Raw genomic sequence first — 15,999 nt, forward strand, 5'->3', positions numbered from 1 at the left:
ATAGAGACTTTTTAGATCAGCTCGACTGCAACAGCAGTTGCTTCACCACCACCAATACATAAACTGGCAATGCCTTTTTTACCACCGGTACGTTTTAGGGCATGTACTAAAGTCACGATAATACGTGAACCTGATGAACCGAGTGGATGACCCAATGCACAAGCACCACCATTGATATTCACTTTTGCTTCATCCAGATTGAACGCATCTATCGCAGCCATCGCCACCATGGCAAATGCTTCATTGATTTCCCAAAGATCAACCTCCTGAGCATTCCAGCCGGCTTTTTTCAATACTTTTTCAATCGCACCGACTGGTGCAATACTGAATTCTGTAGGATGTTGTGAGTTGGAGCCATAAGCGACAATTTTTGCCAGTGGTTTTAAGCCCCGTTGCGCCGCAATTTCCTCTGAAGTCAGCACTAAAGCCGATGCACCATCTGAAATCGAACTGGAATTGGCGGCAGTAATGGTGCCATCTTTTTTAAATGCAGGACGTAAAGTTGGAATTTTATCGGCCTTGGCATTCAGCGGTTGTTCGTCTTGCTCAACAACTACATCACCTTTACGTGAAGACACGGTTACAGGCACGATTTCTTCTTTAAAATAACCATTGTTGATGGCAGTGACCGCTTTATTCAACGAGCTGATTGCAAAGGCATCTTGCTGTTCGCGGGTATAACCTTTTTTATCTGCCATTTCTTGTGCAAGAATACCCATAGAAAGACCGGTTTCAGCATCTTCCAGACCTTCCTGAAACATATGATCGGTGATTTTGCCATGTCCCATACGATAACCGGAACGCGCCTTGTCCAGTAGATATGGTGCATTACTCATCGATTCCATACCGCCTGCAACTACAATTTCAGCAGAACCGGCTTTAATAGCATCAGCAGCCTGCATCACCGCTTTCATGCCTGAACCACAAATTTTATTAATAGTAGTTGCACCCGTACTGTCAGGTAAACCTGCCTGACGCATGGCTTGGCGTGCCGGACCCTGTTTTAAACCGGCCGGAAGTACACAGCCAAAAATTACTTCATTAATATCTGTGGGTTGCAAGCCCGAACGCGCTATAGCTTCTTTAATAGCTGCTGCACCTAAATCTGGTGCTGTACATGGAGACAGTGCTCCTTGGAAGCCACCCATTGCTGTACGAACACCATTTACAATAACAATCATTTTTTCCATCCTAATTTATCAATCTTGTTGTGTGACATGAGCTATACCTTCAGCTCATGTCATTTCCATCTTTATTAAACCCTGTATTAAAGCATCGTGCCAAACTTAAGATTGGGCAGTAAAGTATTCCTCTGGTAACTGCATCACTACATCGGGACCGGCTTGAATACGTTGTACACGTGCAGCCAGGTCAGGTAAAACTTTGGCTACATAATACTGCGCTAACACCAGTTTGTTCTGGAAGAACGCTTCCGCTTTTGGTTGAGCGGCCTGGCTAATACGCGCATACATATAGACAAAACTGAGTAATCCCACTACATGCAAGTAATCCACTGCTACAGCATTAGATAACTCTGGCGCCGTTTTTGCCTGATCCACAATGAAAGCGGTAATGTCTTCAACCTGTGTACACACATTTAATGTAGCGGCTTTAATTGGCAAGGCATCATCTAAAGCTTGTGCAAACTCACGAATTTCCACAATGTATTCAGCAAGGTATGCACCACCGCATTTGATGGTCTTACGGCCAATCAGGTCAATCGCCTGAACGCCGTTGGTGCCTTCGTAAATTTGGGAAATACGCAAGTCACGAATACATTGTTCCATGCCCCATTCACGAATATAACCGTGACCACCAAACACCATTTGTGCTTCCAGGCTTGAATCAAGTGCCTTGTCGGTTAGATAAGCTTTTGCAATTGGGGTAAGCAATGCAACACGGTCATTCGCTTTACGTACTGCTTCTGCATCGGTGGAGTATTTGGTAATGTCGAGCTGTTGTCCCACATAAACCGCAAAAGCACGTGATGCTTCATTGTTGGCACGAGCATTCAGCAACATACGACGCACATCGCCATGCACTAAAATAGAATCGGCTGGTTTTTCAGGCGCTTTTGCACCGGTTGCCGAACGGCCCTGCAAACGGTCTGTGGCATATTGTGCAGCATTCTGGTAGGCAAACTCAGCCGCGCCAATCCCTTGGATCCCCATAGATAAGCGTTCGTAGTTCATCATCACGAACATGGCCGCCAGACCTTCATTTTCCTTACCCACGATATAACCTTTGGCACCATCAAAGTTCATCACGCAAGTCGCAGATCCCTTAATCCCCATCTTATGTTCGATAGAACCGGCAGATACGGCATTACGTTCACCCACCGATCCATCTGCATTGACATGGAATTTCGGCACGATGAATAAGGAAATACCACGTGAGCCAGCTGGTGCATTGGGTGTTTTTGCCAGAACTAGGTGAATGATGTTTTCAGACAGGTCGTGTTCACCACTGGTAATAAAGATTTTTGTACCGGTAATATTGAAAGAGCCATCTTCATTCGGTTCTGCTTTGGTTTTGATCAGTCCGAGATCTGTACCAGAATGCGGTTCTGTCAGACACATGGTACCTGACCATTCACCAGTGTAGAATTTTGGTAGATAAGTCTCTTTTTGTTCTTGGGAAGCACGGTCATTAATCGCCATACCTGCACCCACAGTCAGTAATGGGTAGAGCATAAATGAGGGGTTCGTACTCCAGATCATTTCATCAGCCAGTACCGTCAGCATTTTAGGCATGCCCTGACCGCCCCATTCTTCAGGTGCCCCCAGACCTACCCAGCCACCTTCGGCAAACTGTTTAAATGCTTCTTTAAAACCTTTAGGTGTAGTCACCACGCCATTATTAAACTGTGCGCCGCCTTCTTCATCACTGCTGCGGTTTAGATCAAGGATGACGTTTTTAGAAAACTTGGCCATTTCCTCTAAAATCGCATTCGCCGTTGCCATATCTAAATGAGCGAGGTTTTCATTACCCTGCCAGAATTCATCTGCCTTAAATACATCATTTAAAATAAATTCCATGTCTTTAAGGGGTGCGTTATAAATAGGCATATTGCTTTCCTTATGTGAAGACTTCGCATTAAAAATAGTGAAGTGCTTTTTAAAGTTGTAAGAACCTATACTGAAATAACGGATTTATTCTCACATACATCTCTCTAAGTAAAATTTGACCATTCGCGCAGTTTGCAACATCCATGAAGAAAAAAATGAATGTAGCGAGAATCAGGTTTAAAAACTTTACTCATCAGCTCGAGTGCTCAGAATCATTTCATCATTACTATTATGAGCAACGAATAAAACATGGTTTCTGTAAATCACTTTAAACTGAACCACTCACCATCAAGCCTAAGCTTAAATATGTGAATGAAATACGGTTAAATCAGCATATCTGCTCTTTGCGTTTTATGGGTTAATCCCTTTTTTCAACGCAAAAAGACAATAAAATAATTATGCGGTAATTGGAATTTTATTGATGATTATTGACCTCTCAGGTTCTCACTGATTGACTTTTATTTTGTGCTATGCAATTGCAAATCTAAGCTGATTTAATGTGCTTCGTTAACCATCAGTTTATATTGCCTCTCTTGCATTAAAACAAAAAAGTGCTTTTTATTTTCTTATGCTAAAAACAAAGCAGTGCTTTGTTTTTAGCTCATATCAGACATTAGTTGGGTTGTCATAGGCTTGATATCGGTATATTTTAAATTGGCTTTTTTTATGTCTTTCTGGGACTTGCGATGAATACGGTACGCCAACAAAATTTTCAATTACGCAAAGAGAAAATTTTAGCCATGGCAGAAACACTGTTGCTGGATAATAATCAGGACATTACCCTGGCAGAACTTGCGTGTGAGCTGGATATTGCCAAAGGGACCATTTATAAACATTTTAAAAGCAAGAATCAGCTCTATTTAGAACTGATCATCTTGAATGAAAAAAGATTATTGGAAATTTCAAAAAAATATAAAAATAATATTAAAACCTATGTTTCACAGTACATGCTCTACAACATGTTAAATTCCAACCGGACCATTTTATTGCATGTGATTGAAGAACGCTTAACCAATAATGAACGCAAGCTGAAAGAATTATTTGAACAGCTTTATCGGGTACGTGAAGAGCGGATTATTGAAATTAAGGACATGACCGACGAATATCTAAAATCCTTCAATAGTGCCATGTCGATTCGCGACTATTTGTCTTATATCTGGACGGTCACCTATGGTGCTTCCTTGTTGCTCAATTCAACCCATTACCAGAAAGCCATTGGTTCACGTGAACGCCTGATTAAACTGTATATTAACCAGGCCTTAATGACCCCGGATAAAATTTCTTGATGTCCGGGTTTCAATAAATCAATTATTGATGAATGATTTTATGCATAGGGTCATCCAGGTCATTCATTTTCGAGAACAATTCATAACACATCTGCCGCAGCCATTGATGGCTGGTCTTGTGATGGCAGGACATATGCCAATATTGCTTGACTGCATAGGTGGGGAAAGTAATCGGTGCATCAAAGATCTGTAAATTGCCGCGCGACAATAACACTTCACTTAAATAATAAGGTACGGTCGCAATTGCATCGGTTTCCTGTACCACTAGCCCAACGCCCAGATAACTGGGCAAGCGCATCAAGATATTACGTTTCAGTTCTAAATTTAACAATTCATTTTCAATATGATAATGCCCCATTCCGGCATCAATATCGATATGGGGTTCATTGATATATTGTTCAGTGCTTAGACTGTTTTCGCTCAGCCGCGGATGGTTTTTGGATGCAATCACCACATAATATTGCTCAAACAGTTTTTGCTGATAAAAACCATTTTCCAGATGGGGTAAAAAACCAATCGCCAGATCAATTTCTCCATTGGCCATTTGATAACTGGTTTCAGAAGTAATGGCGCGAACATTTAAACGAATATTTGAAGCATGCTGTTTTAAATATTGGGAAATTTTAGGCAATAACACCAAATGCGACACATCGGTCATGGCAATAGTAAATTTCTGCTGTGAAGTAGTCTGGTCAAAATCAACGGTGAAATTATTGATGATTTCAACTTTACTTAAGGCTTCACTGACCAGTGGAAACAGCTGTTTCGACAGTTCAGTCGGCACCATTTCATTGCCGATTCTTAAGAAAAGCGGGTCATTATAATGCTGACGAATTTTATTCAGGATATTACTGACTGTGGGCTGACTCATGGCCAGATATTCAGCCGCGACAGAAACACTTTTATATTTATAAATATAAAGAAAAACGCTGAGTAATTTACAGTCGAGCTCAAACACCGATTCAAATCCCTAAATCTTTAATTTGTAGAGGCAATACATCATCTGCCTTTTGAGTGCTATTTCCAATGTCCATTTATACCGAAATAGCATGCCATACGAATAAGCTTTGGCTGAAGCTTATAAAATAAATTCTATCAATAAAAATCAAAATAACATAACAGACCGCTTTCATCATGGTTGACACCCTCTTTTTATTTTTCTCCGTAAGCAGAATTGAAATGTATTTCAAGTCTGTGTAAGAAAAATCAAAGGGATGGATGAAAGAGGTCTAAAGAAGCAAATCACTCAAACGGTTTGACTTAAACCTGACTGCCTCAAATTTAAGTCAAACCTTAACGTGTGAGCAATTAATCTGCTGAAATATCTTCAAACAATACTGAAGATAAATAGCGCTCACCGGCATCCGGTAAAATTACCACAATGTTTTTACCGGCATTTTCAGGACGTGCTGCCAATTGAGCTGCGGCTGCCATGGCTGCACCACTTGAAATACCCACCAGAATACCGTCATGGGTTGCTGTTTTGCGTGCCCATTCAATAGCTGTATCACTTTCAATAGCAATGACTTCATCCACTAAATCCAGATCCAGGTTTTTCGGAATAAAGTTGGCGCCAATGCCCTGAATTTTATGCGGTCCCGGAGTCAATGGCTCGCCACGTTTCGTCTGACCAATAATCGGTGATTCCGCAGGTTCCACAGCAACCGAATAAAGCGGCTGATTTTTTACCTGTTCAAAATAACGTGAAATACCGGAAATGGTGCCACCCGTACCGACGCCAGACACTAGGATATCGACTTTACCGCCAGTAGCTTCCCAAATTTCGGGGCCTGTGGTCTGTTCATGGATTTTCGGGTTGGCCGGGTTTTCAAACTGTTGCGGTAAAAAATACACATCCGGTTGTTCCGTGGCTAAACGTACTGCTTCATCGACCGCACCTTTCATGCCTTTGGCCGGTTCAGTCAGTACCAGATTTGCACCAAAAGCCTTCAGCACCTTACGGCGCTCAACACTCATGCTTGCAGGCATGGTTAAGGTAATGTCATAACCTTTGGCAGCTGCAACAAATGCCAGTGCAATACCGGTATTACCACTGGTTGGCTCGACAATATGCATGCCCGGTTTAAGCAAACCTTTTTCTTCAGCATCTACAATTAAAGCGGCACCTACCCGGCATTTCACCGAGAATGCCGGATTACGGCTTTCAACTTTTGCCAATACGGTTGCATCGGATGAAATGGCACGATTAATACGAATTAAAGGTGTATTGCCAATCGCTTCAGCATTATCACTATAAACCGCTATGGCTAAATTGTTCGGTGCTGGAAAAGCAGAATCAGTACTCATTTTAACTCCTTGAGCTGTCTTTTGATTTTAAAGTCATGCGCTCATCATAAGCCATTTAGACCTTCAATATAAGTTTTTCTATTGCTATGCTTATTCAACTTAAGTTGTGATTTCAATCTAAAAAACAATGCTTTTTAAACCGATAAGCTTGTAATATTGACCAAAGAGTTACCACTTAAATGACGTAATTGTCATCAATAAAGTTTGTATTTATTCATGCAATTGCACACAATATCCAGCAAATGAAAACTGATTTAGGGAATCACATGTCTCATAAGAGTTATAGCCGGTTCTATCGACAATTTACACAGAAAATTTTAGATAAAATTGTGACTCCTCAAGTCTTGGGTAATACTGAAAAATTAAAAAAAACCTTAGAATATCAAACAGATAAAAAAATAATTTGCTATGTATTACAAGATGCATCCTTAAGCAACACGGTCCTGATTGATACTGAAGCCAAAGCACGCCAACTGCCTTCTGTTTTTACACCTTTCAGCATTCAGGAGTTGCAGGAAGATGATTCTATTCTGGCTTTAAACCTACCTAACTCACAAAATCAAACCTATCATTATTCGGCCAAGCTCATTCGGCTGATTGAAGCTCTGGAAAAATATCCCGAATACGAAATAGAACTGGTTCCGGTGACGGTTTTATGGGGCCGCTCACCCGAATATGAAGACTCCTGGTTTAAAGCCTTATTTGCCGATGCCTGGGCGACACCATCCAAATTAAAGCAGGCCTTGAATATTTCTTTATATAGCCGTGAAAACTATATTGAATTTCACAAACCCATTTCCCTAAGAGCAGCTATAGAAAAATCTAAAATTGAATATCCAAACTTTTCCCCGGCACATTCTGTGGTCAAGGAACTTAATAGCAATTTCAATAAATACAAAGAAGCCATTTTAGGTCCCGACTTATCCGACCGCCGTAATCTCATTAACAAGTTAATGAAAACCGAAACGGTGCAAGATGCCATTCGTAAAGAAAGTATTGACAACAAAATCAGCATGTTCGAAGCAGAGAACCGTGCCAAAGGCTATTTAACCGAAGTGGTTTCGGACTTTTCCTATTCTACCCTACGTTTTGCCGAACTGGCGCTGACCAAACTCTGGACGCAACTTTATGATGGAATTGAAGTGCATAATTTCGATACCGTTCGCGAGCTGGCCAAAGATTACGAAATTGTCTATACCCCATGCCATCGCAGTCATATTGACTATTTATTGCTGTCTTATGTGATTTTTAACCGCGGCTTGATGGTTCCGCATATTGCGGCAGGCATTAACCTCAACCTGCCTGTGGTCGGTCAGATCATGCGTGGTGGCGGTGCTTATTTCATCCGTCGCACATTTAGCGGAAATGAGTTATATACCTCTGTTTTTAAAGAATATTTACATAGTTTATTGTCGCGTAACACCCCTTTGGAATACTTTATTGAAGGCGGCCGTTCACGGACTGGTCTGCTGTTACCACCGAAAAAAGGCATGCTGTCGATGACGGTACAAAGCCATTTACGTGGTGCAACCAAGCCGATTGCCTTTATTCCCACTTATTTTGGTTATGAAAAACTGATTGAAGGCACCTCTTATTTAAATGAACTAAATGGCAAACCAAAAGAAGCCGAATCGATCTGGGGCATCTTGAGTTCAGTCCGTAAAATTGAAAAAGTCTTTGGCCAGGTGCATGTCAATTTTGGGGAACCGGTTTTTCTGGATCAGGTTTTAGCTGAACATCAAGCCAGGGATATTAAACTCGACATTCATGATGAATTACCCCAGCCTGTGATTCAAACCGTGAACCAAGTTGCAAATTCTATTTTGGAAAATATTAATAAAGCAGTGGTAATTAATCCCATCTCTTTAATTTCACTTATTTTATTGAATGCAGATAATCACGCTTTAACTGAACATGATTTAATCGGTAAAATTGATCAATATCGTCATTTATTAAAAATAATGAAATATGATGCAAAAATGATCATGACAGAATTATCGAGCACAGAGATTATTCAATATGCTGCAAAATTAAAACAGGTTGAAATCTTCAGCCAAAATAACCAAAACTGGGTACGCGTTGCCGAAAGTCAAAAAATTCTATTAAGTTATTTTAGTAATAATATTCTACACTGTTTTATTTTACCGGCATTAATTGCAATGCTGGTGCATTCGTATAAAAAAATCTCTACACGTTATTTAACCGACACCCTTAAAAATATTTATCCCTATTTTAAAGAAGAATTTTTCTTAAAATGGTCTATGGATGAATTAGAAAAAGAAATCACAATCATTATAGATGGTTTAGAACATTTAGGCTGGATTGTTCGTCAGGATCAAACCCTTTCTATCCCAGCCGATGAACACATGCAAAACCAGTTTGTAACATTGGCCCATTTGTCTGCTTCTAGCCTAAATAACATGACTATGATTGCTACATTACTTCAGCAATATGCTTCGTTGCAAGCACTGAGCCTGAAAGAACTGGAGAAAATGGGTAAAGCGGTACTAAACAAACTGTCACAAACCAAAAAGATTCAGGCCGGTTATTATTTTGACAGCGCCACATTAAAAAGCTTTATTGCTATATTAAAAGAAAAAAGTCTGCTCAGTACTCAAGAAAATCATTTTGTCATTAGCGATGATTTTGAAGAAAAAATGTCTGCAATTTTTAACTGGTATAATCCTGAAACGCGTCAGGCAATCACTGAAGCCGTGCATTTTAATGAAAAAGAATTAAAAGGATTTAAATAGACCCATAAAAATTGATGAATCATATTTTGCATTGCTATCAGGCATTTAATCTGGATTAAATGCCTTATTTTAATGGATATAAGAATATCTGATAATTACTTTCATAAAAAACCATTGAAAATGTTACATTTTCATCCTATATGAGATTAATCAGGCAGTATACTGCCTAAGTTACTGTTGCGTAGTATGGAAATGCTGTATGAACACCGATCTTGAAATTGCTTCTATGCATGAGTCTATTGATGTTGTTGTCACAATATTAAAATCATTAGCCAATACAGATCGTTTACTTATTTTATGTCATCTTGCCAAACAAGAATTAAATGTCTCCCAAATAGAACAGACGACAAAAATAAGCCAGCCTACCTTATCACAGCAACTGATGATGCTACGTAAAAGCGATATGGTGACTACACGTCGTGATGGAAAACAGATTTTTTATTCCATTAAAGATGAAAAACTGGTTCAGGTCCTCAATACCCTATATCAACTCTATTGTCCTAAAAATTTAATTTAATCATATAAATAAAAGAAAATTGAGAAGATGTAATCGTCCTGATAAGACTTCTTAGCATTTTTTATGCATAATATATCTAAAATAGTGATTTAGCTTTAGATATGTCAGATTTAAATTCTCGCTTAACGGCGCTATTACCGGCTTGGCGCTGGCTGCGTACCTACAACCACGCCAAGTTTAAATCTGACCTTCTTTCAGCCCTAATTGTCATCGCAATGCTGGTTCCGCAAGGTATGGCCTATGCCATGCTGGCAGGACTACCGCCCATTACGGGACTGTATGCCAGTATTTTACCCATGATCATTTACGCCATGGTCGGGAGCAGTCCTACGCTTTCTATTGGCCCGGTCGCGATTATTTCCATGATGACTTTCGCGACACTCAATCCCTTATTTGAGGTTGGCTCGCCGGTTTATATACAGGCAGCCTGCCTGCTTGCAGTAATGGTGGGTGTCATTTCCTTATTGCTCGGGATATTTCGATTTGGCTTTCTGATTCAGCTGATTAGTCATCCGGTCATCAAGAGTTTTATTATTGCCTCTGCGCTGCTGATTGCTTTGGGTCAATTCAAATTTCTGGTCGATGTACCTTTAAAGGCCAATAATATCCCTGAGTTTGTAGTCAGCGTTTGGCAATATGTGAGATACAGCAATTTCGCCTCTTTGATGTTTGGCATGCTTGCGCTCATTTTTCTGATTTATTTCCCTAGAGTTTTACAGTCCAATGCTGTGCAAAGCCGAATAGGGTCGACGGCATTTCTGACGAAAGCCTTGCCTTTAAGTTTGGTGGTCATTTCAATTGCTGCAGTCTATTTTCTGGATTTAAAAGCCGTAGGCATTAAAACAGTAGGAGAAATCCCTTCAGGTTTCCCCCCGCTGAGCATGCCCTACTGGAATCTGGATTTGGTCATTACCTTGTTGCCCGGTGCAGCAATGATCGCCATGATCAGCTTTGTCGAGTCTTTATCTATTGCTCAAGCGACTGCCCTACAGCAACGCAGTCATTTGAACAGTAACCAGGAACTGATCGCGTTAGGTTTATCCAATTTAAGTGCCGGTCTCAGTTCAGCATTTCCGGTTACCGGAAGCTTATCGCGCACGGTGGTCAATGCAGATGCCGGTGCCAAAACTCCGCTGGCAGGGGTCATTTCATCTCTGCTTATTGTGGTGGTCAGTCTTTATTTTACCGGTTTTTTCCGTGACCTGCCTTTAGGCATTCTGGCAGCAACCATTATTGTTTCCATCTGGAAACTGGTTGATTTCAAGCCCTTTATTGAAACCTGGCGTTATTCCAAAGCTGATGGTATTGCCATGTGGATTACCTTCTTTGGTGTGCTCTGCATCGATATCTCGACTGGTTTGCTACTGGGTATTGTTTCTACCTTTATTCTGCTGCTGTGGCGGATCAGCCGTCCGCATATTGCTGTCATTGGTCTGGTTGAAGGAACCCAGCATTTTAGAAATATACAGCGTCATCAGGTGCTGACGTCAGACACAGTCCTATCCATGCGGATAGATGAAAACCTGACCTTTCTAAATGCCAATACCTTTAAAGGTTTCCTGATTAATGCCATGAGTCAGTACACGGATTTAGAGCATGTGGTCATTAACTGCTCCAGTATTAGTGCCATCGATCTGAGCGCGCTGGAAATGCTGGAAGACCTCAATGCTGAACTCAATAAACTGGACATCAAACTGAATTTTTCCGAAATTAAGGGCCCCGTAATGGATAAATTACAACATTCAAAACTGCTGCATCACTTAAGTGGCCGGATTTATCTTTCGCATTTTCAGGCCATGCAAGAACTTTCCCCGGAAGTATTTTAAGACAAATCAGATATAAATGATCTCACTCAATTTCTGCTGTGGTTTTTTGAGACTGCCTTTGATATTTTATTAAGAGCTTGAAAATAGAATCTTTTAACAGAATACAACACAGCAGAATAATCGGAAGCATTTGTATTATTTGAATATTTAAAAAATATGGCAAAAAATTAATGAAAAACTAAAAATATCAACTTTAAAAATAAGCAGTTAGTTTTTATATGGAAATTACTTTTTAGCAATATCACTTTTAGGTATAAAATGCCGAATATTTTTGTGATTTTTTAGTCCTCGTATTTGTAACAAGGCACCTTTATGTTTTCTGCTTTAATGCGTTTGAGTTTAGTCTCCCGAATTATTATCGCCATTATTCTCGGTATTGGTGTTGCTGTTTTGTTCCCGAATCTGGCTCCTTATTTAAGCCTGTTAGGTGACCTGTTTATTAAAGCACTTAAATCTGTTGCGCCCATTTTAGTTTTTGTGCTGGTTTTAGCCTCTATTGCTAATTTTAAAGTCGGACATAGCGCGAAAATTAAACCCATCATACTAATGTATGCAATTGGAATGTTACTGGCTGCATTAAGTGCCGTAATTGCCAGTATCATTTTTCCAAGTACCTTGTTTTTGGATATTCCCGCAAATGCAGACTTGCAACCACCCGGTAGTCTGATTGAAATCTTAAAAAACCTGCTTTTAAGTTTTGTGGCCAATCCTGTGGTTGCGATTAGTGAAGCCAACTTTATTGGTATTTTGGCCTGGGCTGTTGCTTTGGGGGTTGCATTCCGTCATGCCCATGACTCAACAAAAGTATTGCTCACCGATGCTGCAAATGCCGTAAATACCGTGATCCGTTTAGTCATCAATTTTGCCCCAGTGGGTATTTTTGGTCTGGTTGCCGTGACCTTTGCAGAAGCTGGATTAAGTACGTTTGAGAGCTATGCACAATTGTTAGCAGTATTGATTGGCACCATGTTGTTTGTGGCATTGGTAGTCAATCCAATGATGGTGGCCTTTGTGACCCGTGCAAATCCCTATCCACTGGTTTTTCAATGTTTACGCGAAAGTGGCATTACGGCGTTTTTTACTCGCAGTTCGGCAGCCAATATTCCTGTGAATCTGGATTTGGCCAAACGTTTAGGTGTTGCTGAATCTACAGCCAGCGTTGCCATTCCTTTAGGAGCAACGATTAATATGGCGGGGGCTGCTGTTACCATTACCGTCCTCACCTTAGCCACTGTAAATACACTGGGTATTTCGGTGGATTTCACCACCATGCTGGTTTTATCGGTACTGGCAACCATTTCAGCCTGTGGTGCTTCCGGTGTTGCCGGGGGATCTTTATTGCTGATTCCTGTCGCTTGTGGCCTGTTTGGGATCAGTTCAGATGTCGCCATGCAAGTGGTAGCTATTGGTATGGTGATTAGCGTATTGCAGGATTCAACAGAAACTGCATTAAATTCTTCAACAGATGTGCTATTTACTGCTGCCGTTGACCGCGGTTTGGATTAAGATAGTCATTATTAAGTTTTTTTTGTGACGTTATGCCTTTTCAAACTTTACCGCTCTGGGTTCAATTAGGGGCTTTTTTTCTTGCAGTCAATGCAGGAATGATTAACGTTCTCGGACTGGTGACCGTGCTGCATCAGTCCGTTTCCCATATGACCGGAAATGTCAGCATGTTGGCCATGGCTTTACTCAAGTGGGAACCTGAACACATCCTTTACTTAATCCTGGTTATTCTATGCTATGTCATTGGCTCATTTTATAGTGGATTTATACTAGGAAATAGTCAGTTTAAGTTAGGACACCGCTACGGTTTGCCCTTAAGTCTGGTGGCTTTTTTTATCCTGTTATGTTGGCTTTTACTTCCCTATTTCCCGCGTTATGCCTTACTTTGGGCATGTGGTGCCATGGGTATCCAGAATGCTATGGTCAGTCATTATAAAGGTACGATTATTCGTACAACCCACTTATCGGGTGTTTTGACCGATTTAGGCTTGGCTTTAGGCTACAGGTTACGGGGACTAAAAGTAGAACGTAGACGTATTATTCTGCACTTGCTCATTTTATTTGGATTTTTCATTGGCGGTCTACTTGCCAGCGTGATTTATCCTTATTTAAAATTGCATGCCTACCTTGTCCCAGTGATGTTAAGCTGGACACTTAGCTTGATTTATTGGGTTATTTATTATCGTTATCGGCAGACTCAAGAGTAATATCGGAATTTATTATGGTCAAAAATGCATTACAGGCTCAATTGTTAAAAGCGGGTTTAGTCGATAATAAAAAGGCTAAAAAACTGTCAAAACAGGCCGTACATGAGCAACGTACCGGACAAAGCAATGAAGCTGAATTAAAGGCCAAAATTGCTCAAGACCAGCAAGAAAAGCTGGCTCGCGATCAGGCGCTGGATTTAGAAAAAAAACGCCTGTTACAGGGTAAAGAATTAAAAGCTGCCATTGTGCAAATGATCAATCAGCACAAAATTAAAGATACCGATGGCGAAGTGGCCTACCAGTTTATTGATGACAATAAAGTCAAAAAGATTTATCTCAATCAGCAGATTTACAATGCGCTGGTTGCAGGTTCACTCATTATTGCCAAAGAAGCAGATAGTTATGCCGTTTTGCCTAAAGCCTTGGCAGAGCGCATTAACGACAAGATGGAAGGCTTCATTATTGTCAACAATTCTGAAAAGAATGAACAGACCACCGATGAAGACGATCCATATGCAGCCTACGTCATTCCAGATGATTTAATGTGGTAAGTCCAGCTCATCAATTATTGAAGGAATTCACTATGCCAGTATTCGTATTGGCATAGATAACAAGAACAGAATAATGATAAGAAATTAAGTAATTTCAGCATCAGCCCAGCTGGTGAATTTTATTTGAGTTCGTGTATATAAAACGTTATCTTTATAATAATCAAAAAAATAACGCTATACACTATTCCATAATTTAAAAAATTCAAGGTAAGTTTTTGGAACAATTGGCATTCATACAAAATATTCAGGACTGGTCAGATCACTATCCATGGCTAGAAATGTTCACCTCTCTCAGTATTTTAATTTTACTGGCATTCCTGGCAAATTTTATTGCCAAGCAAGTAGTGGTTCGTGGTATCCGCCAACTGATTTCCAAGATGAAATTTGTCAATCAGGACATTTTTGCCCAGCATAGTGTTATCCGCCGGGTTTCAAACATTGTGCCAGCGATTGTGATTATGAACGGTATTGTCACTGTTCCGCATCTTTCAGAAAAAGTAACTGTTTTGATTCAGATGGCGGCACAGGCTTTTATTTTTCTCACTCTTGCTTTAGCCATCAGTGAATTTTTAAGTATTTTCAATCTGGTTTATCAACGTAATCCTAAATCAAAAAACAAACCGATTAAAGGTTATTTACAGCTGGTTAAGCTGATTATCTTTATTGTCTGCGGCTTGATGATTTTAGGTACTTTCCTCAAAAAAGATGTCTTTACCTTGCTGGCAGGTTTTGGTGCCATGGCAGCAGTATTGATGTTGATATTTCAAAATACCATTCTCTCCCTGGTAGCATCAGTACAAATTTCATCTTATGACATGGTGCGAATTGGTGACTGGATAGAAATGCCTTCACTGAATGCCGACGGTGATGTCATTGATATGTCATTACATACCATTACCGTGCAAAATTTTGACAAAACCCTAACCACTATTCCAACCAATAAGCTGGTAACAGATACTTTTAAAAACTGGCGCGGTATGGCGTATGCTGGAGTGCGCCGCATCAAAAGGTCCATCTTTATTGATCAAAGTAGTGTGCATTTTATGACACCAGATGAGCAGCAAAAACTAAAAGATTTTTTATTGCTGGATCAATATTTAAATAGCAAACATGATGAGCTGGAAAGCTTTAACCAGCAACTATCGAACCAATCTTTATACAATCAGCGCCGTTTAACCAATTTAGGTACCTTCCGCGCCTATGTTGAGTTTTACTTAAAACAGCATTCAGGTATCGCGCAAAATCAATCGCTGATTATTCGACAATTACAGCCGACCAGTGAAGGTTTGCCCCTGGAAATTTATGCTTTTGCAAATACGACAGTATGGAAAGATTATGAGGCGATACAGTCTGATATCTTTGATCATTTGATTGCAATTGTCCCGGAATTTGGTTTAAGAGTCTATCAGGCACCATCCGGTGCTGATTTCAGGCAATTCACGGCACGTTCAGCAGATCAAGCTGAACTTTAAAACAAA

At 40.3% G+C, this 15,999-nt stretch carries 12 protein-coding genes; 8 read left to right on the forward strand and 4 right to left on the reverse strand.

Annotated elements, in window-relative coordinates; all coding sequences use genetic code 11:
* Nucleotides 1-11: 11 nt before the first annotated feature.
* Nucleotides 12-1,181, reverse strand: a complete 1,170-nt coding sequence (locus FTT87_RS04625) for a thiolase family protein (RefSeq protein ID WP_086197079.1) — start codon at nucleotides 1,179-1,181, stop codon at nucleotides 12-14.
* 105 nt (nucleotides 1,182-1,286) lie between these two features.
* On the reverse strand, nucleotides 1,287-3,068 hold the full coding sequence (locus FTT87_RS04630; RefSeq protein WP_086196959.1) for an acyl-CoA dehydrogenase C-terminal domain-containing protein: 1,782 nt from the start codon (nucleotides 3,066-3,068) through the stop codon (nucleotides 1,287-1,289).
* 686 nt (nucleotides 3,069-3,754) lie between these two features.
* On the opposite strand from FTT87_RS04630, the gene FTT87_RS04635 reads away from it, so the two are divergent.
* A complete protein-coding gene (locus FTT87_RS04635) occupies nucleotides 3,755-4,354 on the forward strand; it encodes a TetR/AcrR family transcriptional regulator (RefSeq protein ID WP_086196960.1) in 600 nt (199 codons plus the stop codon).
* Nucleotides 4,355-4,376: 22 nt separating this feature from the next.
* Here the strand turns inward: FTT87_RS04635 and FTT87_RS04640 are convergent, their stop codons facing one another.
* Entirely contained in the window at nucleotides 4,377-5,312 is a 936-nt protein-coding gene (locus FTT87_RS04640; protein WP_086196961.1) for a LysR substrate-binding domain-containing protein, read from the reverse strand.
* Nucleotides 5,313-5,662: 350 nt separating this feature from the next.
* A complete protein-coding gene (cysK, locus tag FTT87_RS04645; RefSeq protein WP_180042573.1) occupies nucleotides 5,663-6,661 on the reverse strand; it encodes a cysteine synthase A in 999 nt (332 codons plus the stop codon).
* A gap of 266 nt (nucleotides 6,662-6,927) precedes the next feature.
* On the opposite strand from cysK, the gene plsB reads away from it, so the two are divergent.
* From plsB to FTT87_RS04680, 7 genes are all read left to right on the forward strand, one after another.
* Complete coding sequence (gene plsB / locus FTT87_RS04650; protein WP_180174506.1) at nucleotides 6,928-9,414, forward strand: glycerol-3-phosphate 1-O-acyltransferase PlsB; 2,487 nt, start codon at nucleotides 6,928-6,930, stop codon at nucleotides 9,412-9,414.
* 199 nt (nucleotides 9,415-9,613) lie between these two features.
* Complete coding sequence (locus tag FTT87_RS04655; RefSeq protein WP_086196964.1) at nucleotides 9,614-9,931, forward strand: metalloregulator ArsR/SmtB family transcription factor; 318 nt, start codon at nucleotides 9,614-9,616, stop codon at nucleotides 9,929-9,931.
* A 101-nt stretch (nucleotides 9,932-10,032) separates the two neighbouring features.
* Nucleotides 10,033-11,757, forward strand: a complete 1,725-nt coding sequence (locus tag FTT87_RS04660) for a SulP family inorganic anion transporter (protein WP_180174507.1) — start codon at nucleotides 10,033-10,035, stop codon at nucleotides 11,755-11,757.
* A gap of 312 nt (nucleotides 11,758-12,069) precedes the next feature.
* Nucleotides 12,070-13,263 carry a serine/threonine transporter SstT gene (gene sstT / locus FTT87_RS04665; RefSeq protein ID WP_180042576.1) on the forward strand — a complete coding sequence of 398 codons (1,194 nt, stop codon included), beginning with the start codon at nucleotides 12,070-12,072 and terminating at the stop codon, nucleotides 13,261-13,263.
* A gap of 32 nt (nucleotides 13,264-13,295) precedes the next feature.
* Nucleotides 13,296-13,970 (forward strand): YoaK family protein, encoded by a 675-nt coding sequence (locus FTT87_RS04670; protein WP_180042577.1) that lies wholly within the window; start codon nucleotides 13,296-13,298, stop codon nucleotides 13,968-13,970.
* Between the two features lie 14 nt (nucleotides 13,971-13,984).
* Nucleotides 13,985-14,521 carry a DUF2058 domain-containing protein gene (locus FTT87_RS04675; protein ID WP_086196967.1) on the forward strand — a complete coding sequence of 179 codons (537 nt, stop codon included), beginning with the start codon at nucleotides 13,985-13,987 and terminating at the stop codon, nucleotides 14,519-14,521.
* A gap of 215 nt (nucleotides 14,522-14,736) precedes the next feature.
* Nucleotides 14,737-15,993, forward strand: a complete 1,257-nt coding sequence (locus FTT87_RS04680) for a mechanosensitive ion channel family protein (RefSeq protein WP_180174508.1) — start codon at nucleotides 14,737-14,739, stop codon at nucleotides 15,991-15,993.
* Nucleotides 15,994-15,999 lie beyond the last annotated feature (6 nt).

The organism is Acinetobacter sp. YH01022 (assembly GCF_013420235.1).
In the GTDB taxonomy this organism is placed as follows: domain Bacteria; phylum Pseudomonadota; class Gammaproteobacteria; order Pseudomonadales; family Moraxellaceae; genus Acinetobacter.